The 25,518-nt window shown below is 40.9% G+C and carries 26 protein-coding genes; 24 read left to right on the forward strand and 2 right to left on the reverse strand.

Annotated elements, in window-relative coordinates:
* Nucleotides 1-3: 3 nt before the first annotated feature.
* From trpD to ileS, 24 genes are all read left to right on the forward strand, one after another.
* Nucleotides 4-1,008 (forward strand): anthranilate phosphoribosyltransferase, encoded by a 1,005-nt coding sequence (gene trpD, locus A3GS_RS0109265; protein ID WP_026216350.1) that lies wholly within the window; start codon nt 4-6, stop codon nt 1,006-1,008.
* Nucleotides 1,005-1,772 (forward strand): indole-3-glycerol phosphate synthase TrpC, encoded by a 768-nt coding sequence (gene trpC / locus A3GS_RS0109270; protein ID WP_018365126.1) that lies wholly within the window; start codon nt 1,005-1,007, stop codon nt 1,770-1,772. The genes trpD and trpC overlap by 4 nt, the downstream gene beginning before the upstream one ends.
* Complete coding sequence (locus tag A3GS_RS0109275; protein ID WP_018365127.1) at nt 1,759-2,340, forward strand: phosphoribosylanthranilate isomerase; 582 nt, start codon at nt 1,759-1,761, stop codon at nt 2,338-2,340. The genes trpC and A3GS_RS0109275 overlap by 14 nt, the downstream gene beginning before the upstream one ends.
* On the forward strand, nt 2,337-3,545 hold the full coding sequence (trpB, locus tag A3GS_RS0109280; protein WP_018365128.1) for a tryptophan synthase subunit beta: 1,209 nt from the start codon (nt 2,337-2,339) through the stop codon (nt 3,543-3,545). Before A3GS_RS0109275 ends, trpB begins: the two co-directional genes overlap by 4 nt.
* 3 nt (nt 3,546-3,548) lie before the next feature.
* Nucleotides 3,549-4,331: a tryptophan synthase subunit alpha gene (gene trpA / locus A3GS_RS0109285; protein WP_018365129.1), complete on the forward strand. Its 783-nt coding sequence runs from the start codon at nt 3,549-3,551 to the stop codon at nt 4,329-4,331.
* 146 nt (nt 4,332-4,477) lie between these two features.
* A complete protein-coding gene (locus tag A3GS_RS0109290; RefSeq protein WP_018365130.1) occupies nt 4,478-5,521 on the forward strand; it encodes a zinc-dependent alcohol dehydrogenase family protein in 1,044 nt (347 codons plus the stop codon).
* Between the two features lie 86 nt (nt 5,522-5,607).
* Nucleotides 5,608-6,240 (forward strand): endonuclease III, encoded by a 633-nt coding sequence (gene nth, locus A3GS_RS0109295; RefSeq protein WP_018365131.1) that lies wholly within the window; start codon nt 5,608-5,610, stop codon nt 6,238-6,240.
* Nucleotides 6,241-6,856: 616 nt separating this feature from the next.
* Nucleotides 6,857-7,390 carry a DNA starvation/stationary phase protection protein gene (gene dpr, locus A3GS_RS0109305; RefSeq protein ID WP_018365133.1) on the forward strand — a complete coding sequence of 178 codons (534 nt, stop codon included), beginning with the start codon at nt 6,857-6,859 and terminating at the stop codon, nt 7,388-7,390.
* Nucleotides 7,391-7,495: 105 nt separating this feature from the next.
* Nucleotides 7,496-7,708 carry a YqgQ family protein gene (locus A3GS_RS0109310; protein ID WP_018365134.1) on the forward strand — a complete coding sequence of 71 codons (213 nt, stop codon included), beginning with the start codon at nt 7,496-7,498 and terminating at the stop codon, nt 7,706-7,708.
* On the forward strand, nt 7,701-8,669 hold the full coding sequence (locus A3GS_RS0109315) for an ROK family glucokinase (RefSeq protein WP_018365135.1): 969 nt from the start codon (nt 7,701-7,703) through the stop codon (nt 8,667-8,669). The genes A3GS_RS0109310 and A3GS_RS0109315 overlap by 8 nt, the downstream gene beginning before the upstream one ends.
* A gap of 9 nt (nt 8,670-8,678) precedes the next feature.
* Nucleotides 8,679-9,059, forward strand: a complete 381-nt coding sequence (locus tag A3GS_RS0109320; RefSeq protein WP_018365136.1) for a rhodanese-like domain-containing protein — start codon at nt 8,679-8,681, stop codon at nt 9,057-9,059.
* Between the two features lie 500 nt (nt 9,060-9,559).
* Nucleotides 9,560-11,404, forward strand: coding sequence for a translational GTPase TypA (gene typA, locus A3GS_RS0109325; protein WP_018365137.1), 1,845 nt, complete (start codon nt 9,560-9,562; stop codon nt 11,402-11,404).
* Nucleotides 11,405-11,454: 50 nt separating this feature from the next.
* Nucleotides 11,455-11,712: a DUF3165 family protein gene (locus tag A3GS_RS0109330; protein WP_018365138.1), complete on the forward strand. Its 258-nt coding sequence runs from the start codon at nt 11,455-11,457 to the stop codon at nt 11,710-11,712.
* Between the two features lie 137 nt (nt 11,713-11,849).
* Nucleotides 11,850-13,205: a UDP-N-acetylmuramoyl-L-alanine--D-glutamate ligase gene (gene murD / locus A3GS_RS0109335; RefSeq protein WP_018365139.1), complete on the forward strand. Its 1,356-nt coding sequence runs from the start codon at nt 11,850-11,852 to the stop codon at nt 13,203-13,205.
* Nucleotides 13,206-13,207: 2 nt separating this feature from the next.
* Nucleotides 13,208-14,293 carry a UDP-N-acetylglucosamine--N-acetylmuramyl-(pentapeptide) pyrophosphoryl-undecaprenol N-acetylglucosamine transferase gene (locus A3GS_RS0109340; RefSeq protein WP_018365140.1) on the forward strand — a complete coding sequence of 362 codons (1,086 nt, stop codon included), beginning with the start codon at nt 13,208-13,210 and terminating at the stop codon, nt 14,291-14,293.
* Complete coding sequence (locus tag A3GS_RS0109345; RefSeq protein ID WP_018365141.1) at nt 14,294-15,400, forward strand: cell division protein FtsQ/DivIB; 1,107 nt, start codon at nt 14,294-14,296, stop codon at nt 15,398-15,400.
* A gap of 129 nt (nt 15,401-15,529) precedes the next feature.
* The gene (ftsA, locus tag A3GS_RS0109350) at nt 15,530-16,885 is read left to right on the forward strand and encodes a cell division protein FtsA (RefSeq protein ID WP_018365142.1); all 1,356 of its coding nucleotides are present in this window, start codon (nt 15,530-15,532) and stop codon (nt 16,883-16,885) included.
* Between the two features lie 22 nt (nt 16,886-16,907).
* Nucleotides 16,908-18,233, forward strand: coding sequence for a cell division protein FtsZ (gene ftsZ / locus A3GS_RS0109355; RefSeq protein ID WP_018365143.1), 1,326 nt, complete (start codon nt 16,908-16,910; stop codon nt 18,231-18,233).
* Between the two features lie 2 nt (nt 18,234-18,235).
* Nucleotides 18,236-18,907: a YggS family pyridoxal phosphate-dependent enzyme gene (locus tag A3GS_RS0109360; RefSeq protein WP_018365144.1), complete on the forward strand. Its 672-nt coding sequence runs from the start codon at nt 18,236-18,238 to the stop codon at nt 18,905-18,907.
* 12 nt (nt 18,908-18,919) lie between these two features.
* Nucleotides 18,920-19,510 carry a cell division protein SepF gene (locus tag A3GS_RS0109365; protein ID WP_018365145.1) on the forward strand — a complete coding sequence of 197 codons (591 nt, stop codon included), beginning with the start codon at nt 18,920-18,922 and terminating at the stop codon, nt 19,508-19,510.
* Nucleotides 19,511-19,512: 2 nt separating this feature from the next.
* Complete coding sequence (locus A3GS_RS0109370) at nt 19,513-19,770, forward strand: YggT family protein (RefSeq protein WP_026216352.1); 258 nt, start codon at nt 19,513-19,515, stop codon at nt 19,768-19,770.
* Nucleotides 19,770-20,558: a YlmH family RNA-binding protein gene (locus A3GS_RS0109375; protein ID WP_018365147.1), complete on the forward strand. Its 789-nt coding sequence runs from the start codon at nt 19,770-19,772 to the stop codon at nt 20,556-20,558. Before A3GS_RS0109370 ends, A3GS_RS0109375 begins: the two co-directional genes overlap by 1 nt.
* A 9-nt stretch (nt 20,559-20,567) precedes the next feature.
* Complete coding sequence (locus A3GS_RS0109380; RefSeq protein WP_018365148.1) at nt 20,568-21,332, forward strand: DivIVA domain-containing protein; 765 nt, start codon at nt 20,568-20,570, stop codon at nt 21,330-21,332.
* Between the two features lie 267 nt (nt 21,333-21,599).
* Nucleotides 21,600-24,398, forward strand: coding sequence for an isoleucine--tRNA ligase (ileS, locus tag A3GS_RS0109385; protein ID WP_018365149.1), 2,799 nt, complete (start codon nt 21,600-21,602; stop codon nt 24,396-24,398).
* A 231-nt stretch (nt 24,399-24,629) separates the two neighbouring features.
* Here ileS and A3GS_RS0109390 read toward each other — a convergent pair whose 3' ends face one another.
* Together A3GS_RS0109390 and A3GS_RS0109395 are read right to left on the reverse strand one after the other, a co-directional pair.
* Nucleotides 24,630-24,932, reverse strand: coding sequence for a DUF1827 family protein (locus tag A3GS_RS0109390; protein WP_018365150.1), 303 nt, complete (start codon nt 24,930-24,932; stop codon nt 24,630-24,632).
* Between the two features lie 69 nt (nt 24,933-25,001).
* Nucleotides 25,002-25,448, reverse strand: coding sequence for an NUDIX hydrolase (locus tag A3GS_RS0109395; protein ID WP_018365151.1), 447 nt, complete (start codon nt 25,446-25,448; stop codon nt 25,002-25,004).
* Nucleotides 25,449-25,518 lie beyond the last annotated feature (70 nt).

Below are 25,518 nucleotides of genomic sequence, written 5' to 3' on the forward strand. Positions count from 1 at the left end.
ATGATGAAAGAAATTTTGACACAAATTGCCAACCGCAAGGATTTGTCTGAAGAGCAGGTTGAAGACCTGTTTGATAAAATCTTACAAAACGAAGTCTCGGAAAGTCAGATTGCTGCCTTTCTCATGGGATTAAAAACCAAGGGAGAGACAGCTGCTGAAATTACGGGAATTGTCCGTGCCCTTAAAAAGCATGCGACGGAGTTGCCTCAGCCCTTTGATGATGCCATGTGTAACTGCGGTACAGGCGGTGACCAATCTTATAGTTTTAACATTTCTACGACTGCCTGCTTTGTTCTAGCTGCTGGAGGCGTACGAATGGCCAAGGCTGGTAATCGCTCGGTATCCTCAAAATCAGGCTCTGCTGATGTTTTAGAAGCCTTGGGAATCAATATTGCAGCGACCCCTGAAACCCTGTCAAAAGCCTTGAAGGAAGTCGGTTTGGCCTTTATTTTTGCCCAAACCATGCACCCAGCCATGCGTTTCATCGGCCCGGCACGTCAGGCCTTGGGCATCCCAACAATCATGAATTTGGTGGGTCCCCTAGCCAATCCCATTGATTTGGACACTCAGCTCATGGGACTCTATCGTGTAGAATTGCAGGAAATCGCTGCTCAAGCCATGCAGAAACTTGGCCGAAAACGTGCTCTTGTTATCACAGGGCCAGATAACATGGATGAGGCTGCGCTCTATGGCACTAACACCTATACTCTCTTGGAAGAAGGCAAGATTAGCCAGCATAGCTTTACCTATGAAGACTTGGATATGCCAAAGGTTGAACTGGCAGACATCGTTGGCGGCGATGCAAAGGAAAATGCCAAGATTTTACTCAACGTTCTCCAAAATGAAGCCAGCCCTTATCTTGAGACGACTGTCCTCAATGCAGGTCTTGGCTTTTATGCTAATGGCAAAGCTGACAGTATAAAGGATGGTGTGGCTCTAGCTCGTCAGTTACTTGCAGACGGTTCAGCTCTTGCCAAACTCAGACAGCTGCAAGAGGTACAAGTATGAGCAAAGAATTTTTACCAACCATTTTAGAACAAAAGAAAAAAGAAGTAGCAGAGCTTTTCATGGAAGACCTGCAGCCACTGCGCCAGACTTATCGCCTCTATGACTTCCTCAAATCCCACGAGGATAAACTTCAGGTTATTTCTGAAGTTAAGAAAGCTAGTCCTAGTCTGGGTGACATTAACCTTGATGTGGATATTGTGGCGCAGGCAAAAACTTATGAAGAATGTGGGGCTGCCATGATTTCGGTCTTGACAGACCGAGTGTTCTTCAAAGGTGACATTGATTACCTGCGTCAGATTTCAAGTGCAGTTGCCATTCCGACCTTGGCTAAGGATTTTATCATTGATGAAAAACAGATTGTTCGCAGCCGCAATGCTGGGGCAACGGTGGTTTTACTGATTGTAGCCGCTCTGACAGAAGATCGCCTCAAAGAACTCTATGACTTTGCGACAGGACTTGGTTTAGAGGTTTTGGTCGAAACTCACAACCTGCCAGAACTGGAGGTTGCTCACCGCATTGGTGCTGAGATTATCGGTGTCAATAATCGCAACCTGGTCACTTTTAAGACTGACATCAATACCAGCTTGGAGCTGTCAACGCACTTCAAAGAGAATCCTGTTTACGTTTCAGAGTCGGCAATCTTTACAGCAGAGGATGCGCAGACTGTTGCACCTTATTTCAATGCTATCTTGGTGGGAACAGCCCTCATGACGGCTAATAACGTAGCAGATAAAATAAAGGAGTTACAGATTGACAAAGGTTAAGATTTGTGGACTGTCAACGTTTGAGGCAGTAGAGGCAGCGGTTAAAAGCGGTGCTGATTATATCGGCTTTGTCTTTGCCAAAAGTAAGCGTCAGGTGACTTTAGAGCAGGCAAGTGAACTGGCAAGGGGTATTCCGGCAAGCACCCAAAAAGTCGGTGTTTTTGTCAGTCCTTCCTTGCAGGAATTGGAGGAAGCTATCGCTGCGGTGCAGCTTGATCTGGTCCAGATTCACGGAGACTTCGCTGCGGAGATGATAGCAGAGATTTCAGTGCCTGTCATTCGTGCCATCCAAATCAGAGATGACCGAGCCCAAATTGACAGTACAGCAGATTTTTTGCTCTTTGACGCTCCTGTGGCTGGCAGTGGTCAGCCCTTTGATTGGCAGTTACTAGCGAAGAAGGATATTAAGAAGCCTTGCTTTATCGCAGGCGGTCTGACAGCAGAAAATGTGAGAGAAGCGCAAGCCCTTTTTCAGCCCTATGCAGTGGATGTGTCATCTGGCGTAGAAACTGACGGGCATAAGGACTTAGATAAGATTAGACAATTTATAGAAAGAGTGAAAGCATGACATATCAACAACCCGATGCTAAAGGATTTTATGGTAATTTTGGTGGGCAATTTGTCCCAGAAACGCTGATGACAGCAGTTATTGAACTTGATAAGGCTTATCGTGAAGCAAAGGCAGATCCCGCCTTTCAAGCTGAACTAGATGACCTCCTAAAAAATTATGTTGGTCGTGAAACTCCGCTTTATCACGCTAAGCGTCTGACAGACTATATCGGGGGAGCTCAGATTTATCTTAAACGTGAGGATCTCAATCATACAGGGGCGCACAAAATCAACAATGCTCTCGGACAAGTCCTCCTAGCGCGTCGCATGGGTAAGAAAAAAATCATTGCTGAGACAGGGGCAGGTCAGCACGGTGTCGCAACGGCGACCGCAGCAGCACTGTTTGACATGGAATGCACTATTTACATGGGTGAAGAAGATGTTAAACGTCAGGCGCTCAATGTTTTTCGTATGGAGCTCTTAGGAGCTAAGGTCCATAGTGTAACGGATGGTTCGCGCGTGCTCAAAGATGCAGTCAATGCGGCCTTGCGTGCTTGGGTGGCAGGCATTGATGATACTCACTACATCATGGGATCAGCTCTTGGCCCAGCTCCGTTTCCAGAAATTGTCCGTGATTTCCAATCAGTTATCGGAAAAGAAAGCAAACGTCAGTTTGCTGAAATAACAGGTGGCAAGTTGCCTGATGCGGTCATGGCTTGTATTGGCGGCGGGTCAAATGCTATCGGTATGTTCTACCCATTTGTCAATGATGAATCAGTAGCTATGTACGGTGCAGAGGCTTCAGGCCTAGGCTTGGATACAGACAAGCATGCAGCGACCTTTGCTAAAGGACGTCCGGGAATTTTGCACGGTGCTCTTATGGATGTTTTACAAGATGAACACGGTCAGATCATGGAAGCCTTCTCTATTTCGGCAGGCCTTGACTATCCAGGCGTTGGGCCAGAACATTCTTATTTCAACGAAATTGGTCGTGCGACCTATGATTCCATCACTGATGAAGAAGCCTTGGAAGGCTTCAAGCTCTTGTCTCGATTAGAAGGCATTATTCCAGCCTTAGAATCTAGCCACGCTATTGCTCTGGCACAGAAGGTTGCAAAAAATATGAGACCGGACCAGTCGCTGATCATCTGCTTGTCAGGCCGTGGTGACAAGGATGTTATGCAGGTCAAAGAACGTTTTGAAGCAGAAAATAAAGGGGAGTAAGACATGACAAAAACATTAACGCAGCATCTTCAAGCGATTAAAGACAGTAAAAGAGGAATTTTTGTTCCCTATATTATGGCTGGTGACCATGACAAGGGGTTGGACGGACTCTTTGAAACCATTACTTTTTTGGAAAATAGCGGAGCTTCAGCTATTGAAGTCGGTATTCCATGGTCCGATCCAGTTGCCGATGGTCCAGTCATTGAACTGGCCGGTCAGCGCAGCTTGGCAAAAGGTGTCAATCTGACGGCCATTGTGAAGAAATTGCAGGAGCAAAGGACTGATGTGCCTCTGGTTATCATGACCTATATCAACCCTGTTTATCAATATGGTATTGAGCATTTTATTGACGACTTGGCTGGGACTTCTGTCAAAGGCTTGATTATTCCTGATCTGCCACATGAGCATGAAGACATGATTAAGCCTTATTTGGAAGAAAGTGATATTGCCTTGGTTCCCTTGGTAAGTTTGACAACAGGGATTGAACGGCAAAAAACCTTGATTAAGGATGCTCAAGGTTTCATCTATGCGGTTGCTATCAACGGTGTTACAGGGAAAACAGGTAATTACCGTGATGACCTTGATCAACATTTGGCACATCTGACAGAGTTGGCAGATATTCCAGTATTAACAGGCTTTGGTGTATCGACAGCTGCAGATATCGCACGCTTTAATAAGGCTTCAGATGGGGTTATTGTCGGTTCTAAAATCGTTGCAGGTCTACATGAAGGTAAGACTGATGATATTGCAGATTTTGTTTCACAAGGGAGTCATTTTAAAAAATAGAAACTGTTGGGTCAGGATTCAAAAATTGTCGAATAAGCGCATGATAATACCAATTTTTTCGTCTATAAAAATAGGCAAAGTATCCATTAATTGTCTATTTCTCAAAAATAACGTAGAATAATCCTTATATAAAAAGGAGGCTTATCATGAAAGCAACAATTTTTAAAGAACCTGGGAAAATGCAAGTAGAAGAGGTTGCAAGACCAGAATTAGAAACAGAAACGGATGCTATTATTCGTGTTTTACGTGCTTGTGTTTGTGGCTCGGACTTATGGTGGTATCGCGGTATTGCTAAACGTGACAAAGATACTTTAGCAGGGCACGAAGCGATTGGTATCGTTGAAGAGGTTGGAACAGGAGCCAGTCAGGTTAAAAAAGGAGACTTTGTCATTGTTCCATTCTCCCACGGTTGTGGCCGATGTGTTGCCTGTCAAACTGGTTTTGATGGCAATTGTCAAAATAATCCTGGTGCACACAATATTGGCTATCAAGCTGAGTATGTCCGCTATTACAATGCTGATTGGGGCTTGGTAAAGGTTCCTGGACAGCCTAGTGATTATTCTGAAGAAACCTTAAACTCTCTTCTGGCCTTATCTGATGTGATGGCAACGGGTTATCATGCTGCCTTCACCGCAGAAGTCAAAGAGAATGATACAGTGGTTGTCATGGGAGATGGCGCAGTTGGCTTATGCGGTATCATTGCTGCTAAAATGCTGGGCGCAAAGCGTATTATCGCTATGAGCCGTCACGAAGATCGTCAACAATTAGCTTTGGAGTTTGGTGCAACAGACATTGTTGCAGAACGTGGCGATGAAGCGGTAGAAAGAGTTATGGCTTTAACAGATGGCTGTGGTGTAGATGCTATTTTAGAATGTGTTGGAACAGAACAATCTATAGATACTGCAATCAAAGTTGCCCGCCCAGGTGCTGTGATTGGTCGCGTAGGTGTGCCACAAAAAGCAGAATTGAACACCAATCAACTGTTCTGGAAAAATATCGGCTTACGCGGGGGCATTGCTTCGGTCACAACTCATGACAAAACGGTCCTTTTAAATGCTGTTCTCAAGGGAGAAATCAATCCAGGCAAAATCTTCACACAATCTTTTAACCTGGAGAATATTCAAGCAGCGTATGAAGCTATGGACAAGCGTCAAGCTATCAAATCGTTGGTAATGATTGCAGAAAGCTAGAACCGATTTTGGTAAATGTTCAACAAGATTTAAGTTGCTAATAATGTTATCATTATTAAAAAAAAAACAAAGAAAAGGCAGGTTATATGTTATCTAAAGCTAAAGCACGTTATGTTCTTAGGGAAATTATCAAACTCTTTCCAGATGCTAAACCAACCTTGGACTTTAGCAATAACTTTGAATTGTTAGTCGCCGTTATGTTGTCTGCTCAGACGACAGACGCTGCAGTAAACAAGGTCACGCCAGCTTTATTCAAAAGATTTCCCAATCCGCAAGCTTTTGCTCAAGCAACACCAAAAGAAATAGAGCCCTACATTTCCAAGCTAGGGCTCTATCGCAACAAGGCACGTTTTTTACATCAATGTAGTCAACAATTGCTTCGTGATTTTAATGGACAAGTTCCCCATACTCGTAGTCAGCTAGAAAGTTTATCTGGTGTTGGTCGAAAGACTGCCAATGTTGTTTTGAGTGTTGGTTTTGGAATTCCAGCCTTCGCGGTTGACACTCATGTGAGTCGCATTTGTAAACACCATCAGATTTGCAAACAAGATGCCACACCATTAGAAATTGAAAAGCGGGTCATGGAAGTTTTACCGCCAGAGGAATGGTATGCTGCGCACCACGCCATGATTCGTTTTGGTCGTGCCATTTGTCATCCTAAAAATCCTGAATGCGATCACTACCCACAGCTTTATCATTTTCCAAAAGACTTAGATTAATCATGAATCCATTGCTAAAAATGAAGCAACTACTTAAAAAAGTGAAATCAATAAGATTAGAACATAGGCTAGGGACAAAAACGGTACAAAAGGTATCGTTTTTTTGCATTTCCTAAATAAAATGATATAGATAATTCCCAACCAGCTGCCTAACTGAATGAGCCAAAGAAGCTTCTGCCAATTTAAAACTAAACTCAGGCTGGCCAGATAGAAAAAATCACCGCTGCCTATTTTTAACTCAATCAGCTCTGCCAGGATTCCTAAAAGTAAAAGAAGAATGGTCGACAATTGTAAGGGAAAGAAAAAGGTTAGAGGTAAGCTTCCTAGAAGCCAGATAAGGAGAGGGTAGGCCTGATATTTGCAGTCATAGAGAGTAAGGATAAGACTGAGTAGCAGCATGTAAACTTGTGCCCAAGCCAGTTGCGATGAGGAAAAGAGAAAAGTTAAGTTTGTCATTATCATCATACTTATTTATTCGAAAAATAATTTATAAACAGATTATTTGCTATATATTTAGAATAGTTCTAAAATAAAAGTGTAAGGATGATAGGAATCATTCTAAATAAGTTTCACTAACTGATTTAACGTCAGTCCGACATAGAAAAGGAGAAGTATTATGACTCAAACAATCGTTGAAAGCATTTACGCTTCAGTTACCCACAATATTTCAGCTAAATCGGCTGATAAAAATGTTAAAACAAAAGCTGTTCTCAATCAAGCAGTGGCAGATCTTTCTAAAGCAGCTTCCATTGTCCATCAAGTTCATTGGTACATGCGTGGTTCAGGATTTTTCTACCTTCATCCAAAGATGGATGAGCTCATGGATGGCTTAAATGCTCATCTTGATGAAATGAGTGAACGTTTGATTACTATTGGAGGCAATCCATTTTCGACTCTGAAAGAATTTGATGATAACTCTAAGTTGGAAGAATCAGTAGGAACTTGGGATAAGTCAATGTCCGATCATTTGAATCGCTTGGTAGAAGTTTACACTTATTTGTCAAATCTTTACCAAGTTGGACTTGATGTAACAGATGAAGAAGGCGATGCACCAAGCAATGATCTTTTTACAGCTGCACAAGCTGACGCCGAGAAAACAATCTGGATGTTGCAAGCTGAATTGGGACAAGCTCCAGGCATCCGTAAATAAGTTTAAATAGCAGGGCATTATATAGCTCTGTTATTTTTTATAATTTAAGCAAACGGTTGCGTAATTCCTCTTGAAAAAGCTTTCAATTTTTGTTAAAATTCATATATGAAAACATTATTTGATGTGCAACAACTCTTAAAACGGTTTGGCATTTATGTTTACATTGGCAAAAGGCTTTATGATATTGAAGTCATGAAAATTGAGCTTGAACGGCTCTACGATAATGGCTTAATTGAAAAAGAAGACTATCTGCAAGCTGAATTAATTTTACGACGCGAGCACAGACTAGAACTTGAAAAGGAAGATAAACATGACTAAGAAACTTTTAGGTATTGACCTTGGCGGAACAACCATTAAATTTGGTATTTTGACACTTGATGGACAAGTACAGGAAAAATGGGCTATCGAAACCAATATTTTGGAAGGTGGAAAGCATATTGTACCTGACATTGTGGCCTCTCTAAAACACCGTTTGGCTTTGTATGGTTTAACCAAAGATGATTTTGTTGGAATTGGTATGGGTTCCCCAGGTGCTGTTGACCGTGAGAAAAAAACAGTTACAGGAGCCTTCAATTTGAATTGGGCAGACACGCAAGAGGTCGGTTCAGTTATCGAAAGGGAGGTTGGCATTCCATTTGCTATTGATAACGATGCTAATGTGGCCGCTTTAGGTGAACGTTGGGTAGGTGCAGGAGCCAATAACCCTGATGTTGTTTTCGTAACTCTAGGAACAGGTGTTGGTGGTGGTGTTATTGCGGATGGAAACCTCATTCACGGGGTTGCAGGTGCTGGTGGCGAAATCGGGCACATCATTGTAGAGCCAGAGGATGGTTTTGAATGTACCTGTGGCAATAAAGGCTGCCTAGAAACAGTTGCTTCAGCAACAGGGGTTGTTCGTGTAGCGCGCCATTTGGCTGAGGAGTACGAGGGAGATTCTCTCATTAAGGCTGCGATTGATAATGGTGAAGCGGTAAGTAGTAAAGATATCTTCCAAGCAGCTGCTCAAGGTGATAAATTTGCTGATTCAGTTGTCGAAAAGGTTTCTTATTACTTAGGATTGGCGACAGCAAACATTTCAAATATCCTTAATCCAGATTCAGTAGTCATCGGAGGAGGCGTTTCAGCTGCGGGAGAATTCCTACGTAGCCGTGTCGAAAACTACTTTACAAAATATGCTTTCCCACAAGTTCGTCGTTCTACAAAAGTAAAAATAGCGGAGCTGGGAAATGATGCTGGGATCATCGGAGCCGCTAGTCTAGCCAGTCAATTTATCAAATAAGGAGAAGAAATGTCTGTTTTTACCATTATTTTGTTGATTGCAGCGCTAGCTTTGCTTTGCTGGCTGGTTTGGAACTATTATCGCGCACGTAAAGCGGCTAAATATATTCCTAATGCGGAATTTGAAGCGCTGCTTCATACTGGTCAACTCTTTGATGTCCGTGATGCAAGTTCTTTCCATGAAAAACATATCTTGGGAGCCCGTAATTTTCCAGCTGCCCAGTTTGAGCAATCGATGTCGGCTATTCGCAAAGACAAGCCAGTTTTGCTCTATGATAGCAGTCGAGGCACAGCTATTCCACGTATTGTTATCCTGCTGAAAAAGGCTGGCTACAAAGATGTTTATGTCCTCAAGGACGACTTTGACTATTGGACGGGTAAAGTAAAATAAGAAAGCAAACGACTTCTGTAATGAGGTCGTTTTTGTGACTTCTGATAACATTTTTACCTCCCAGTTGCTCCTTCAGAGTTTTCTCAGACCTGTCAATGGATGCTCTCGAAAAATTCTCTAGTCTGTTCTTGCTTTTGAATTAGATACTGTCATGGCAAAAGCTATTTAAAAGTATTTTATATCTATTTTGAACCACCACGAAACTCTTCCCGACCGCTCATTTTCCCTCTTGCAGTGGTACGAAAGCTATTTTAACTGTTAAAGTCCTTTTTGTAGTATTACGAAGGCCATTTTGACCAGTCAGGGATAATAACATTGTGATGCGACAAAAGCCGGTGGAGCAAAAAGCCGCTATAGCAGTTTACTAATCTGGCTAGCCACTTTAATAACAGTCAGATTTAGCTTGGTGAAAACATTTACACTAACTTTATCTCTGTTTTTTCATGTCATTTGTGGTATAATTCAAAAGTTAGAATAAATTATAAACGATAGAGGAAAAAATGACTAAATTAAGAGACGATATCCGCAACGTTGCTATTATTGCCCACGTTGACCACGGGAAAACAACCCTTGTTGATGAATTGTTGAAACAATCACATACTCTTGATGAGCGTAAAGAACTACAAGAGCGTGCCATGGACTCAAACGATCTTGAAAAGGAACGTGGTATCACTATCCTTGCTAAAAATACTGCCGTAGCTTACAACGGTACACGTATCAACATCATGGACACACCAGGACACGCGGACTTCGGTGGAGAAGTTGAACGTATCATGAAAATGGTTGATGGGGTTGTTCTTGTTGTTGATGCCTACGAAGGAACAATGCCACAAACACGTTTTGTGTTGAAAAAAGCCTTGGAACAAGATCTAGTACCAATCGTTGTTGTTAATAAGATTGATAAACCCTCTGCACGTCCAGAAGAAGTGGTTGACGAGGTTCTTGAACTCTTCATCGAACTTGGTGCAGACGATGATCAATTGGAATTCCCAGTAGTTTACGCTTCAGCTATCAACGGAACGTCTTCTTTGTCAGATGATCCCGCTGATCAAGAGCACACAATGGCTCCAATCTTTGATACCATCATTGAACATATTCCAGCACCAGTTGATAACTCCGATGAACCACTTCAATTCCAGGTGTCTCTTCTTGATTACAATGATTTCGTTGGACGTATCGGTATCGGCCGTGTCTTCCGTGGTAAAGTTAAAGTTGGAGATCAAGTTACTCTTTCAAAACTTGATGGCACAACTAAAAACTTCCGTGTCACTAAACTTTTTGGTTTCTTTGGTCTTGAGCGTCGTGAAATCCAAGAAGCTAAAGCCGGTGATTTAATTGCTGTTTCAGGTATGGAAGATATCTTCGTCGGAGAAACCATCACACCGACAGACTGCGTTGAACCATTGCCAATTCTCCATATTGACGAGCCAACTCTTCAAATGACTTTCTTGGCAAATAACTCACCATTTGCAGGACGTGAAGGTAAATTCGTTACATCTCGTAAGGTTGAAGAACGCTTGCTTGCTGAATTGCAAACTGACGTATCACTTCGTGTTGAAGCAACTGATTCACCAGATAAATGGACGGTATCAGGTCGTGGTGAATTGCATTTGTCAATTCTAATTGAAACTATGCGTCGTGAAGGTTATGAACTTCAAGTGTCACGTCCAGAAGTTATCATCAAAGAAATTGATGGAGTGAAATGTGAGCCATTTGAACGCGTTCAGATTGATACACCAGAAGAATATCAAGGTGCAGTCATTCAATCTCTTTCTGAGCGTAAAGGTGAGATGCTTGACATGCAATCAACTGGTAATGGACAAACACGTCTGATTTTCTTGGCGCCAGCACGTGGTTTGATTGGTTATCCAACAGAATTTCTGTCAATGACACGTGGTTATGGTATCATGAACCATACTTTCGACCAATACATGCCTTATATTAATGCTGAAATTGGCGGACGTCACCGTGGTGCCCTTGTTTCTATTGATACAGGTAAAGCAACTACTTACTCTATCATGTCAATTGAAGAACGTGGTACAATCTTTGTTAATCCAGGTACTGAAGTCTACGAAGGAATGATTATTGGTGAAAATTCACGTGATAATGATTTGACTGTTAATATCACTAAGGCTAAACAAATGACCAACGTCCGTTCAGCAACTAAGGACCAAACAGCTGTTATCAAAACACCACGTATTTTGACACTCGAAGAATCTCTTGAATTCCTCAACGACGATGAATACATGGAAGTTACACCAGAATCCATTCGATTACGCAAACAAATTCTTGATAAGAACTTGCGTGCTAAAGCTGCTAAAAAGAAAAAATCAGCTGAAGAATAATGATTCGAAGACTTTATTAAATTTGGACAGAATTAGAAAGGAGCGTGAGAATGTTCTATCTAATCGTTGCTGTTTTATTGATTTCATATTATTTTTTCATGGCTCCTCAGTCGGTAAAGAATACTTTGGGAATGATTGGCTTAGTCGGTCTAGTCGCCGTCCTTTGTGTTTTAGCTGCTGCTGGTTTTGTTAAAATTATGCAAACACCACCGGAATTTTTTGTTAGCATCGCTATGATTTATTTAGGTTATCTGGCTTTTAGAGATGTGATTAAGCTCCCAGCAAAAAAGCCTAAAAAAAACAAGTAAAGTTGAAGAGGTTGGAATTTTCCACCTCTTTTTATGTGGGAAAATAGCAGAGCTGTTTCGGATGACTCTTGTTCTTGAAAAAGCCTGCAAATAAAGGTAGAATAGTAGGCGAGATTAAATGATAGAATGGACTTGTTATGAAATCAATTAAAACATTTGCAAATAAAAAGGTTCTGGTGCTTGGTTTAGCCAAATCAGGAGAAGCTGCCGCCCGTCTTTTGGCTAAACTTGGTGCCATTGTTACGGTTAACGATGGCAAACCTTTTGATGAAAACCCATCAGCACAGGCTCTTCTTGAAGAAGGTATTAAGGTCATATGTGGTAGTCATCCTTTGGAACTCTTGGATGAAAATTTTGAACTTATGGTTAAAAATCCAGGTATTCGCTATGATAATCCAATGGTAGCACGTGCACGTGAAAAGAAGATTCCTGTTATTACCGAGGTTGAATTGGCTTATTTGATTTCGGATGCGCCAATTATTGGTATTACAGGTTCAAACGGTAAAACAACAACGACTACCATGATTGCAGAAACCTTGAATAATGGTGGTCAATCTGGTCTTTTGTCTGGCAACATTGGTTTTCCTGCTTCAGAGGTTGCACAAACCGCTACCGACCAGGATGTGCTAGTTATGGAGCTGTCTTCTTTCCAATTGATGGGAATTGAAGCTTTTCACCCACATATTGCAGTTATTACTAACCTGATGCCGACTCATATTGATTATCATGGTTCTTTTGACGACTATGTTGCAGCCAAGTGGAATATTCAAAAAAATATGGCTACTCAAGATTTTTTAGTTCTTAATTTTAACCAAGATTTGGCAAAAGAATTGGCACAAAAGACACAAGCGACCGTCGTTCCCTTCTCAACAACTGAAAAGGTTGACGGAGCTTATCTAGAAAATGGCACCCTTTACTTTAAAGGCGAGGCTATCATGCAGGCAAACGAAGTTGGTGTGCCAGGAAGTCATAATGTGGAAAATGCTCTTGCCACTATCGCTGTTGCTAAATTATCAGGCATTGCTACTGATGCTATCAAGGAAACTTTGGCTCATTTTGGTGGTGTTAAACACCGTCTTCAGGCTCTTGGTGAAATTACCGGTGTTACATTCTACAATGATTCCAAGTCAACCAATATTTTGGCAACTCAAAAAGCGCTTTCTGGCTTTGACAATAGCAAAGTCATTCTCATCGCTGGCGGTCTTGACCGTGGCAATGAATTTGATGAGTTGGTGCCTGACATTACTGGTCTTAAACTCATGGTTATTCTTGGAGAATCTGCTCCGCGCGTTAAACGTGCAGCGGATAAGGCTGGAGTAGCTTATGTTGACGCTAAAAATGTTTCGGACGCGGCTCATATTGCCTTTGAAAATGCTAGCGCGGGCGATGTCGTTCTCCTCAGCCCGGCCAATGCTAGCTGGGATATGTATAAGAACTTTGAAGTCCGCGGTGACGAATTCATTGCTGCCTTTGAAGCTATCAAGGGAGAATAATCATGGTCAAGAAAATTGTTTTTACGGGCGGCGGGACTGTTGGTCATGTTACTCTTAATTTGATTTTGATTCCTAAGTTCCTAAAGGATGGTTGGGAGGTTCACTATATTGGTGACAAGCATGGTATTGAGCATGAGCAGATTGAAAAATCTGGGCTTGACGTGACCTTTCATTCTATTGCGACAGGGAAACTCCGTCGTTATTTCTCATGGCAAAATCTGTTGGACATTTTTAAAGTTGGTTGGGGTGTTCTTCAGTCTCTGGCTATTATTGCAAGAATTCGTCCGCAAGCTCTTTTTTCAAAAGGTGGTTTCGTATCCGTTCCACCAGTAATCGCAGCCAAAACTTTGGGTGTTCCTGTCTTTGTCCATGAGTCTGATTTGTCTATGGGGCTTGCAAACAAAATCGCCTATAAGTTTGCGACAACCATGTACACAACATTTGAACAAGCTCAAGGTTTGACAAAAGCTAAACACGTTGGAGCCATCACTAAAGTTGGTGTTAAAAAGGCTGTCCTTAGCCAGACTGATTCGGCTGAGCTTGACCAAATCAAGAAAAACTTTAACCCCAGTTTAAAAACCTTGCTTTTTATCGGAGGCTCCGCTGGGGCACGTGTTTTTAATGAATTTATCAGCCAAACACCAGAATTAACTGAACTCTTCAATGTGATTAATATCTCGGGTGACAAGTCACTAAATACATTGACCAAACATCTTTATCGTGTGGATTATGTGACAGATTTGTATCAACCTCTTATGGATTTGGCAGATGTGGTGGTGACCCGAGGCGGTTCTAATACGATTTTTGAGTTGGTTGCCATGCGTAAGTTGCACCTCATTGTTCCACTTGGGAAAGAAGCTTCTCGCGGTGACCAGCTGGAGAATGCGGCTTATTTTGAAAAGAGAGGCTACGCCCGTCAACTGCAAGAGCCAGAACTGACTTTTGAAAACTTAAAGAAAGAAGTCGCTCAGCTATTATCTCAAAAGGAAAAATATGAAAATACGATGGCAAATTCAAGTGAGATCAAGTCACAGGAGGCTTTTTATGATCTGTTGACGACTGATATTGCCCAAGTTAAAGGAAAATAGATGACCAAAAAGAAAAAAGATGACAAGCAGGAAAAAGAAGAGGTTGTGCTGACAGAATGGCAGAAGCGTAATATTGAATTTTTAAAGCGAAAGAAAGCTCAGAAGGAGGAAGCAGAAGAAAAACTTCGAGAGCGAAAGGAAAGATTTCATAGAGCTAATTTAGAAGAAAAAGAAGAGGGAAGGGGCAAGTCTCCAAAGACTGCTCCTGAGGAAGAAAAATCTCCTAAAAAGCCCAAGAAAAAAAAGCGTCCAAGTAAAAAAATTAAGGCTTTAAAGAAGTCCTCCCCTGTTTTAATTGTGGCTAGCTTAGTGATGCTGGTTTCGCTCTTTTTGATTTCGCCCTTTAGCAAGCAAGGAGGTGTAACGGTTACTGGAAATTCTCATGTGTTGACTGAAGAGTTACTGCAGAGTTCAGGCATAAAAAAGACAGATTATATTTCCAGTCTATACATTAATCATGCAAGTTATGAAGCTAAGATTAAGGCGTCTAGTCCTTGGGTGAAAAGTGCTAGGCTTACTTATCAATTTCCCAACCGTTTTGAACTAAGGATCAAAGAATACGATGTTTTAGCCTATACTCAGACGGATTCTGGCTATCAACCTATTCTTGAAACAGGAGCTCGAGTCGAAGCGATTAATGCGTCGGAATTGCCAGAGAAATACCTCGTTATCAATCTATCGGATGAGGCTGCTATTCAAAAACTTAACGTCAGTCTGTCAAAACTTGATAAGAACTTGGTCAAGGAAATCAAGACAATCAATTCGGCTGATTCTAAATCAACAACTGATTTACTATCGCTTGAGATGCATGATGGACATATGGTGCGTGTTCCTTTGTCAGAAATTGAAACAAAGTTGCCTTATTATGACAAAATCAAAAAGACACTTCAAGATGCTACTATTGTTGATATGGAAGTTGGTATTTATACAACTACGGCTGATATTGAAGCGCAGCCTGCACCAGAAACATCAGAGAGTTCTGAAACAACGGTTTCAACAGAACAATCTAATGGTGAATCAGCTTCTGCTGCAGAGTCAACAGAGTCCAGCACGGGTTCTGCTACATCAACAGAAACAAGCGATGAAACGGTACCAGAACAAAATTAAGTTTATATAACAAAAAACGTAAAATAATAACATTTTACGTTTTTTTATGATATAATATTCTCTGAATAATTCTGCTATTTGGCAGATTTTAGAATAGTAAAAGTTAGGAAAGATAGTGAGGTCGAGTGAATGGCTAGAAATGGCTTTTTTACAGGTTTGGATATAGGGACAAGCTCGATTAAAATTCTAGTCGCAGAGTTTATTTCTGGTGAAATGAACGTTATCGGTGTTGGTAATGTGCCAAGCACTGGCGTTAAAGATGGAATTATAATTGATATTGAAGCGGCAGCAGAAGCAATAAAAAAAGCTGTTGAACAGGCAGAAGAAAAAGCGGGTATTACGATCGACAAAATTAACGTAGGCCTGCCAGCCAATCTTCTTCAGATTGAACCAACACAAGGTATGATTCCTGTGCCAAGTGAATCAAAGGAAATCAAGGATGAGGATGTTGACAGCGTTGTGAAATCAGCGTTGACGAAGAGTATTAATCCAGAACGCGAAGTTATTTCAGTTATTCCAGAAGAGTTTATTGTAGATGGTTTCCAAGGCATCCGCGATCCACGTGGTATGATGGGCATTCGTTTGGAAATGCGAGGTCTAATTTACACGGGACCAAGCACTATTTTGCATAATCTTCGTAAAACGGTGGAACGTGCAGGTATCACGGTAGAAAATATTATCATTTCACCATTGGCCTTAGCCAAATCAGTCCTCAACGAAGGAGAACGTGAATTTGGTGCTACGGTAATTGATATGGGCAGCGGTCAAACGACAGTTGCTTCTATGCGTGCTCAAGAACTGCAATTCACGAATACATATGCAGAAGGTGGCGAATATGTTACTAAAGATATTTCAAAAGTGCTTAAAACATCTATGCAGATTGCAGAGGCACTGAAATTTAACTTTGGTAGTGCTAATATTTCAGAAACTAGCGTGACGGAAACAGTGAAAGTAGATGTGGTTGGCAGTGAGTTGCCTGTTGATGTGACGGAAAGATATCTTTCTGAAATCATCTCAGCTCGTGTTCGCCATATTTTGGAACGTGTTAAACAAGATTTGGAACGTGCTCGCTTGCTAGATTTACCAGGTGGTGTCATCTTGGTTGGTGGCGGAGCTATTATGCCAGGAGTTGTTGAATTAGCTCAAGAAATTTTGGGTGTCAATGTGAAACTGCATGTGCCAAACCAAGTAGGGATTCGCAATCCGATGTTTGCAGGTGTTATCGGCTTAGTTGAATTTGTTGGAACTATGTCAGATGTTGATGTTATTGCTCAAAAGGCAGTGTTTGGCGAAGAACTGCTGAGACGTAAACCAATTGATTTCAGTCCACAAGAACAGAAGGTTCCTGTGTTCAATGATCACCCTGTGCCACAAAGAGATGTGGTTCCTAATATTGAGACGCTACCACCAGTACAAGATCCAGCTGAGGCTAAACCAAAACTCAGTGAACGTGTACGTGGCATTTTTGGTAGCATGTTTGATTAAACAAATTAAGTGAGGAATAAAAATGGTATTTTCATTTGATTCAGCATCCGTTCAAGGTGCGGTAATTAAAGTAATCGGAGTCGGTGGTGGCGGAGGTAATGCCATCAATCGTATGATTGATGAAGGTGTTGCTGGGGTTGAATTTATTGCAGCAAACACTGATATCCAAGCATTGAGCTCTTCAAAAGCTGAAACTGTTATTCAGTTAGGTCCTAAATTGACTCGTGGACTTGGTGCTGGAGGACAACCTGAAATTGGTCGCAAGGCTGCTGAAGAAAGCGAAGAAGCATTAACGGAAGCTCTTACTGGTGCTGACATGGTGTTTATCACAGCAGGTATGGGTGGTGGATCTGGTACAGGTGCTGCTCCAGTTATTGCCCGTATCGCTAAAAGTTTGGGTGCTCTTACAGTTGCTGTTGTAACACGTCCTTTCGGTTTTGAAGGGAATAAACGTGGTAACTTTGCTGCAGAAGGTATTCAAGAGCTACGTGAACAAGTTGATACTTTGCTGATTATTTCAAATAACAACTTACTTGAAATTGTAGATAAGAAGACACCACTTCTTGAAGCTTTGAGCGAAGCTGATAACGTTCTGCGTCAAGGTGTTCAAGGAATTACAGACTTGATTACCAATCCAGGCCTCATCAATCTTGACTTTGCAGACGTTAAAACTGTTATGGCTAACAAAGGAAACGCCCTCATGGGTATCGGAGTTGGTTCAGGTGAAGAACGTATCACTGAGGCTGCTCGTAAAGCGATCTACTCACCACTTCTTGAAACAACGATTGACGGTGCAGAAGATGTTATTGTTAACGTAACTGGTGGTATGGACATGACTTTGACTGAAGCAGAGGAAGCTTCAGAAATCGTTAGCCAAGCGGCTGGTAAGGGTGTCAATATTTGGCTTGGTACTTCAATTGACATGGATATGAAGGATGAAATTCGTGTGACTGTCGTAGCAACAGGCGTTCGTCAAGATCGTGCTGATAAAGCAGCAGGTTTTAATCAAACTCGTACTTTCACACAAGCTAATGCTCAACAAGCAGCAGGCGCTCAGTACGCTCAATTTGCTACTGGTCAAACACAAACAGCACCTCAATCGTCAGCATTTGAGCGCCCTGTTAATTATGACATGAACGAAAGTCATGAAATGCCAGCAAGTCAAGCTCAAACAGCTCAGCCAAATCAACAACAAGGTTCTGCTTTTGGCAACTGGGATCTGCGTCGTGATAATATTTCACGACCTACAGAAGGTGAATTGGACAGCAAGTTAACAATGTCTGCTTTCTCAGGTGATGAAACTGATGATGACGAGTTAGAAACACCACCATTCTTTAAAAACCGTTAAAAATGAATTTACAAGAAAACAAAAATTTAATTTTTGAACAGGTTGCTTTGGCGGCCGAGGCTGCTAATCGGTCTAAAAACAGTGTTAATGTGATTGCTGTCACAAAGTATGTTGACAGCGAAACAGCTAAGAAGTTGGTTGACACAGGAATTGAGCACATTGGTGAAAATCGTGTGGATAAGTTTCTGGATAAGTACGAGGCTTTGAAGGATCAACAGCTAACTTGGCATCTAATTGGTAGTTTGCAACGTCGAAAAGTTAAATCAGTAATTAATTTTGTTGATTATTTTCACGCCTTAGACTCAGTGAAACTAGCTGCTGAAATTCAGAAGAGGGCTGAAAAACCAGTAAAATGTTTTTTACAGGTTAATATTTCCGAAGAAGAAAGCAAACATGGTTTCAAAGTAACTGAAGTTGAAGAAGCCATCGCAGAAATAGCTAACTTTGATAAAGTCATTGTTGTTGGACTGATGACAATGGCTCCAATTGATGCTAGCCAGGATGAAATTGACACTATTTTTGCAAGGACTAATCAACTGAGACGTCAATTGCAAGATAGAAAAATAAAGAATATGCCTCTGACGGAATTAAGTATGGGAATGAGTGGCGATTATCAGATCGCTATCAAAAATGGCTCAACCTTTGTTAGAATAGGCACTTCGTTCTTTAAATAGTAGGAGAAAACTATGGCATTTAAAGATAGATTTGAAAAATTTATTTCATATTTTGATACAGATGAAGTGAGTGATGTGGAAGAGACCGTTGATAACCAAGTTTCGCAAACGCCACAACGTCCTCAGGCTCAATCTGCTCAATTCAAAACAGCAGCTGAACAGAGGGATGCTAACCGATCACAAGTTCGTACACAGGCAACAGCTAATCAGAAAGCTCCAGTGTCATCTCAAGCGACAAGACAACATTCTGATAGACAGAATGTTCGCCCTTTGTCTGCCCAGTCGACCCCTCAAAGACAAGAGTTAACGACAACGATAGCTCTCAAGTATCCTCGTAAGTATGAAGATGCACAGGAAATTGTTGATTTATTGATTAAAAACGAGTGTGTTCTGATTGATTTCCAATATATGTTGGATGCTCAGGCTAGACGTTGTCTTGATTTCATTGATGGTGCAAGCAAAGTATTGTCGGGTTCATTACAAAAAGTGGGAAGTTCAATGTATCTCTTAACTCCAGTTAATGTTGTGGTAGATATTGAGGAAATCCTGACGCCAAATAGTGGTCAAGACTTTGGCTATGATTTTGATATGAAGAGACGTTGATGATGTTAGCTTTTATTTTAATTATATTATTAAAAACAATCCGGGTTTATTCCTACTTGCTTTTGATTTATGCTTTGCTTTCTTGGTTTCCAGGAGCTTATGAGACAGGCTTAGGAAGATTGATTACACAACTTGTCGAACCTGTTATTAGACCTTTTAGACGATTGAATTTACAGTTCGCAGGTTTGGACTTTACTGTTCTTGCAGTAATGCTTGCTCTTAATCTTTTGAGCAGTCTTCTGATTAATCTCTTCAGCTGATGGTTAAAAAGGGGAGTTACCAGCATTTTCGACCTGATGAGCATACTTTTCTTGATAAGATTGATGATTATGCCAACCGAGTTGAGGAGACTTATCTGAGTCTAACGACAGAGTTTCTCAATCCTAGGCAAGTTTTGTTGGTCAAAAATATTCTTAGTCAACGCGGATTAACTTATTTCATATCCAGTGATTATTACCCGACAGAGTATGCTAAGGTAATTATCGCGCCTGATTATTATAGCCTTGACCAGGTTGATTTCGAGATAAGCTTGCTTGAGATTGACTATAATAGTAAATTCAATAATTTGACGCACAGTCAGATAATGGGAACGCTGCTCAATCAGCTAGGAATTAGGCGCTCAGTTTTGGGTGATATTATTTTGGGCAATGGCTGTGCTCAAGTCTTGATTGACAAGGGCATGGCTACCTATGTGACTGATAACATTTCTAAAATAGGCCGAGCTTCTATAATAATCAAAGAAGTTCCGCTGAGCAAACTTATTGAAACTAGTTCACAGAAAATAGAATCGGCTATCCTAGTTTCTAGTATGCGATTGGATAAGATTATCTCCAGCGCCCTGAAGTTGTCAAGAAGTCAGGCAATTAAACTGATTGAGGCAGAGAAAGTCAAACTTAATTATGGATTGGTTAATAGTCCGTCAGAACTAGTTCAAATCGGAGATTTACTGAGTATCAGAGGTTTTGGGCGAGTGTCTATTCTGTCAGAGAATGGACTTTCTAAGAGTGGTAAATATAAATTAACAGTAGAAAAAACGTTACATAAATAAGGAGAAGTCATGGCACTTACAGCACTTGAAATTAAAGATAAGACATTTAGCAACAAGTTCCGCGGTTATAGCGAAGAAGAAGTTAATGAATTTCTTGATATTGTTGTAGAAGATTATGAAGAATTGGTTCGTCAAAATCATGAACAGCAAAATCAAATTAAAATTTTAGAAGAAAAATTAGCTTATTTTGATGAAATGAAAGAATCATTGAGTCAATCTGTTATTTTAGCGCAAGAAACAGCTGAAAAAGTTAAAAGTTCAGCGTCAAACGAAGCAACTAATCTTGTCAGCAAGGCTAACTATGATGCTGATCATTTGATTAACGAAGCTAAAACAAAAGCTAATCAAATTTTACGTGATGCAACGGATGAAGCCAAACGTGTGGCAGTGGAAACAGAAGATTTAAAACGTCAAACGCGTGTTTTCCACCAACGCTTAGTCGCTGCTATTGAAGGGCAACTTGGTTTGGTTAAGTCACCTGAATGGGAAAGTTTGTTGCAACCGACTGCTGTTTACCTTCAAAATTCAGATGCTGCTTTCCGTGAAGTTGTAGAAAAAGTTTTAGACGAACATGTTCCTGAAGTGACAGATGAAGCCTCATTTGATGCAACACGTCAGTTTACTCCAGAAGAAATGGAAGAGTTGCAACGTCGCGTTGAAGAAAGCAACAAACAGCTGGAAGAAGAACAACCAGACTTGTTTGATACTTCTTCAGAAGCGGAGGCGATTAATCTAGGGGAAACACAAACCTTTAAATTAAATATCGAAGATTAAGAAAAACAGGATTTTAGTTCAATATTTTCAGCGAACAGATGAGGGTGCGAGATCTGTAATCACTTGGATTAAGATGATCATTTTCTATTGATTCTTTCCGAATCTAGTAAGAAAGAAGGGACGGAGCTTACCTTACAAGCTCAAGAGGGAAAGTCTTACAGTAATTTTATTATTTTGAAGACTTTCTAAATTAAGGTGGTACCACGAGCTTTCGTCCTTTATGATGGAGGCTTTTTATATTATTTATAAAAATTTTGAGGAGTTATGATGAAATTAAAAGAAACCCTAAATTTGGGGAAAACAGCTTTCCCAATGCGTGCTGGCCTTCCCAACAAGGAACCTCAATGGCAAAAAGAATGGGAACAGGCTAATATTTATGATAAGCGTCAACAACTAAATGCTGACAAGCCATCTTTCCAGTTGCATGACGGTCCTCCTTATGCCAATGGTAATATCCACGTTGGACATGCACTTAATAAAATTTCAAAAGATATTATTGTGCGTTCTAAGTCTATGTCGGGCTTCCGGGCTCCTTATGTTCCTGGTTGGGACACGCATGGTCTGCCAATTGAGCAAGTTTTGGCTAAGCAAGGTGTGAAACGTAAAGAGCTTGATCGTGCAGAATACTTAAAAATGTGCCGTGATTATGCACTCTCTCAAGTTGACAAGCAACGTAATGATTTCAAACGTTTGGGTGTTTCTGCAGATTGGGAAAATCCTTATGTGACTTTGACGCCTGCTTATGAAGCGGCGCAAATCCGAGTCTTCGGAGCTATGGCTGATAAAGGCTATATCTACCGAGGTGCCAAGCCGGTTTACTGGTCATGGTCATCAGAATCTGCTCTTGCTGAAGCTGAAATCGAATATCACGATATTGACTCTACATCTCTCTACTATGCAAATAAAGTTAAAGATGGTAAAGGTATCCTTGATGATGGCACTTATATTGTTGTTTGGACAACAACGCCATTTACCATCACAGCATCACGCGCTTTGACAATGGGAGCTGATTTTGACTATGTTGTTGTTGTACCAGAAGGTTCTGACCGTAAGTATCTGGTTGCAGAAGGACTTCTTGATAGCTTGGCTGAGAAATTTGGCTGGGAATCATTTGAAATTGTGGCTCGTCACAAAGGTGCTGAACTTGAAATGGTTACCACTGAACACCCTTGGGATCCTGAAATTGAAGAACTAGTAATTCTTGGTGATCACGTCACCCTTGATTCAGGTACTGGTATTGTCCATACGGCTCCGGGCTTCGGTGAAGACGACTACAATGTTGGTGTTAAATACGGCGTTGATGTTGTCGTTACAGTTGATGAGCGTGGTATTATGATGGAAAATGCTGGCGCTGATTTTCAAGGTCAGTTCTACGACAAGGTTGTGCCAACTGTTATCGAAAAATTAGGTGACTTGCTTTTGGCTAAAGAAGTCATTACTCACTCATACCCATTTGACTGGCGTACGAAGAAGCCTATCATATGGCGTGCTGTACCACAATGGTTTGCTTCTGTATCTAAATTCCGCCAAGATATTCTTAATGAAATTGATAAGACAACATTTTATCCATCTTGGGGACATACCCGCCTCTATAATATGATTCGTGACCGTGGTGATTGGGTCATTTCTCGTCAACGTGCATGGGGAGTGCCACTTCCAATCTTCTATGCTGAAGATGGTACAGCTATCATGACAAAAGAAGTGACTGATCATGTTGCAGATCTTTTTGAAAAAGAAGGCTCAATTATCTGGTGGGAACGTGATGCTAAAGACTTGCTTCCAGAAGGTTTCACTCACCCAGGCTCACCAAACGGTATTTTTGAAAAAGAAACAGACATCATGGATGTGTGGTTCGACTCAGGTTCATCTTGGAACGGTGTTATGAATACTCGTGAAGGTTTGGAATACCCAGCAGACCTTTATCTTGAAGGTTCTGACCAATATCGCGGTTGGTTCAACTCATCCTTAATTACTTCGGTGGCGGTTAATGGACACGCACCATATAAAGCAGTTCTTTCACAAGGTTTTACCTTGGATGGAAAGGGCGAAAAAATGTCTAAATCATTGGGAAATACTATTTTACCAAGTGATGTTGAAAAACAATTTGGTGCAGAAATCTTGCGCCTCTGGGTGACAAGTGTGGATTCAAGTAACGATGTTCGGATTTCTATGGATATCTTGAAACAAACGTCTGAAACTTATCGGAAAATTCGTAACACCTTGCGTTTCCTAATTGCCAATACATCTGATTTTAATCCTAATACAGATGCCATTGCTTTTGAGAGCCTTCGTCCAGTTGACAAGTATATGACCATCAAGTTCAACAGTCTTATTAAAACCATCCGTGATGCCTATGAAAAGTATGACTTCCTCAGCATTTATAAGGCAGTTGTGAATTTTATCACCGTTGATTTATCAGCCTTTTACCTTGATTTTGCCAAAGATGTGGTTTACATCGAAGCAGCAGACAGTGTAGCTCGCCGTCAAATGCAAACCGTCTTCTATGATATTTTGGTGAAAATCACCAAACTCTTAACACCAATCCTTCCTCACACAGCGGAAGAAATTTGGTCTTACCTTGAGTTTGAGGCGGAAGATTTTGTTCAATTGGCTGAATTACCAGAAGTTGAAACTTTCGCAAACCAAGATACTATCTTAGAAGAATGGTCAGCCTTCATGACGCTTCGTACCCAAGCTCAAAAGGCCCTTGAGGAAGCTCGAAATGCTAAAGTTATCGGTAAATCGCTGGAGGCTCACTTGACCATCTATGCTGATGAAGCAGTCCGTACAGAGTTGGCAGCTTTAGATAGCGATCTGGCACAATTATTGATTGTTTCAGAGTTGACAATTTCTAAAGAAGAAGCTCCAAAAGATGCAGTGACATTTGAACATGTGGCTTTCACAGTTGAACACGCTCATGGTGAAGTTTGTGATCGCTGCCGCCGCATTGATGAAAGTGTAAAAGAACGTCCATACGGCGTAAGTATTTGTGACCACTGTGCTCAAATCGTTGAAGCTAACTTTACTGATGCCGTTGCTCAAGGTTTTGAAGTTAAAGACAAATAAGCAATCTTGCTTATTAACTAAAGAATACGAAAGCTCACCTGACAATCAGTCAGGTGAGCTTTTATGTGAGCTGATGAGCGAAACCGTTTTCTAAACTAGGATAAGTTTGAATGGATTTGACTAAGGTATTTTTGGAGGTAGTTTAGCTACCTACATGAGATGACTCATTATCAGCAGAAGGTTGGATATTAAAATTTTAGCAATAATAAAAAGTAAGCTAATTAGCCTACTTTAGACGGTTGTTGGAAATGAAATTTCAATTAGTTTCGCTGTATGCACAGTTTTTAATTTATCCATGAGAACGATTGACTTATCAATTTTGCGTTTAAGGAAGAACTCACGGATGGCTTCGAGCTCATTGTCTTTAACAGCGCGATATTTGTTGGTAATAAGCAGTTCATAATGCTTAGGGGCTTGGGTGAAAACGACATCTGTATTACCGGCAGAGTAGACTTCAACCAAGGTGGCATCTGTATTTCTTAACTGATTTCTGACGAGTTCCGGATGACTACTTGTTGTATTGATGAGCCTCATAAAATTCCTCCTAGTGTGTTTCTGTTACTATTATATCACTAATTTAAGCTGAAAGTTGAAAATCTTGACTTATTGATGATTTTTTTGCCAAGCTTCAACCCCCCATTTATGACTGCCGCGTTTTAGCTTGTCCTTGGCTTCTTCGACAGGAAACCAAGCTAAATGGTTGAAATCCTCAAGCGGAGCTCCAGCTTCTTGGAAATTGACGACTTCGTAGATGTAAGCTGGGTTGTAAAAATAAGTATCGCGGTGGCTAGAATAAAAGTATTCATCAGCTTGACCATAATATTCTCCTATTTCAGCGATAAAACCAAGCTCTTCGATTAATTCACGATCTAAAGCCTTCATACGGTCTTCGCCAGTTTCAATCTCACCTCCTGGTAAAAACCAAGCACCATTAGGTGCCTGAACGAGGATGATTTTCTCCTTTTCTGAGTTAGGAATGACAGCATAAACGCCATAGCGTGCTTTGTAATCGACATTTTCAATTTTTTGACCGAATGTTGGATGCTTCATTAGATTTCTCCTTTAGAGTATTATACTAAAAAAATGGAAAATTTCCTATTGATTTTCATAAGTTATAGTC

The organism is Streptococcus caballi DSM 19004 (genome assembly GCF_000379985.1).
GTDB lineage: Bacteria > Bacillota > Bacilli > Lactobacillales > Streptococcaceae > Streptococcus > Streptococcus caballi.

Bases quoted from the DNA above. Each gene is read 5' to 3' on its own strand.
- trpD (WP_026216350.1), top strand. From the start codon at position 4: ATGAAAGAAATTTTGACACAAATTGCCAACCGCAAGGATTTGTCTGAA.
- trpC (WP_018365126.1), top strand. From the start codon at position 1,005: ATGAGCAAAGAATTTTTACCAACCATTTTAGAACAAAAGAAAAAAGAA.
- trpB (WP_018365128.1), top strand. From the start codon at position 2,337: ATGACATATCAACAACCCGATGCTAAAGGATTTTATGGTAATTTTGGT.
- trpA (WP_018365129.1), top strand. From the start codon at position 3,549: ATGACAAAAACATTAACGCAGCATCTTCAAGCGATTAAAGACAGTAAA.
- A3GS_RS0109290 (WP_018365130.1), top strand. From the start codon at position 4,478: ATGAAAGCAACAATTTTTAAAGAACCTGGGAAAATGCAAGTAGAAGAG.
- nth (WP_018365131.1), top strand. From the start codon at position 5,608: ATGTTATCTAAAGCTAAAGCACGTTATGTTCTTAGGGAAATTATCAAA.
- dpr (WP_018365133.1), top strand. From the start codon at position 6,857: ATGACTCAAACAATCGTTGAAAGCATTTACGCTTCAGTTACCCACAAT.
- A3GS_RS0109310 (WP_018365134.1), top strand. From the start codon at position 7,496: ATGAAAACATTATTTGATGTGCAACAACTCTTAAAACGGTTTGGCATT.
- A3GS_RS0109315 (WP_018365135.1), top strand. From the start codon at position 7,701: ATGACTAAGAAACTTTTAGGTATTGACCTTGGCGGAACAACCATTAAA.
- A3GS_RS0109320 (WP_018365136.1), top strand. From the start codon at position 8,679: ATGTCTGTTTTTACCATTATTTTGTTGATTGCAGCGCTAGCTTTGCTT.
- typA (WP_018365137.1), top strand. From the start codon at position 9,560: ATGACTAAATTAAGAGACGATATCCGCAACGTTGCTATTATTGCCCAC.
- A3GS_RS0109330 (WP_018365138.1), top strand. From the start codon at position 11,455: ATGTTCTATCTAATCGTTGCTGTTTTATTGATTTCATATTATTTTTTC.
- murD (WP_018365139.1), top strand. From the start codon at position 11,850: ATGAAATCAATTAAAACATTTGCAAATAAAAAGGTTCTGGTGCTTGGT.
- A3GS_RS0109340 (WP_018365140.1), top strand. From the start codon at position 13,208: ATGGTCAAGAAAATTGTTTTTACGGGCGGCGGGACTGTTGGTCATGTT.
- A3GS_RS0109345 (WP_018365141.1), top strand. From the start codon at position 14,294: ATGACCAAAAAGAAAAAAGATGACAAGCAGGAAAAAGAAGAGGTTGTG.
- ftsA (WP_018365142.1), top strand. From the start codon at position 15,530: ATGGCTAGAAATGGCTTTTTTACAGGTTTGGATATAGGGACAAGCTCG.
- ftsZ (WP_018365143.1), top strand. From the start codon at position 16,908: ATGGTATTTTCATTTGATTCAGCATCCGTTCAAGGTGCGGTAATTAAA.
- A3GS_RS0109360 (WP_018365144.1), top strand. From the start codon at position 18,236: ATGAATTTACAAGAAAACAAAAATTTAATTTTTGAACAGGTTGCTTTG.
- A3GS_RS0109365 (WP_018365145.1), top strand. From the start codon at position 18,920: ATGGCATTTAAAGATAGATTTGAAAAATTTATTTCATATTTTGATACA.
- A3GS_RS0109370 (WP_026216352.1), top strand. From the start codon at position 19,513: ATGTTAGCTTTTATTTTAATTATATTATTAAAAACAATCCGGGTTTAT.
- A3GS_RS0109375 (WP_018365147.1), top strand. From the start codon at position 19,770: ATGGTTAAAAAGGGGAGTTACCAGCATTTTCGACCTGATGAGCATACT.
- A3GS_RS0109380 (WP_018365148.1), top strand. From the start codon at position 20,568: ATGGCACTTACAGCACTTGAAATTAAAGATAAGACATTTAGCAACAAG.
- ileS (WP_018365149.1), top strand. From the start codon at position 21,600: ATGAAATTAAAAGAAACCCTAAATTTGGGGAAAACAGCTTTCCCAATG.
- A3GS_RS0109390 (WP_018365150.1), bottom strand. From the start codon at position 24,932: ATGAGGCTCATCAATACAACAAGTAGTCATCCGGAACTCGTCAGAAAT.
- A3GS_RS0109395 (WP_018365151.1), bottom strand. From the start codon at position 25,448: ATGAAGCATCCAACATTCGGTCAAAAAATTGAAAATGTCGATTACAAA.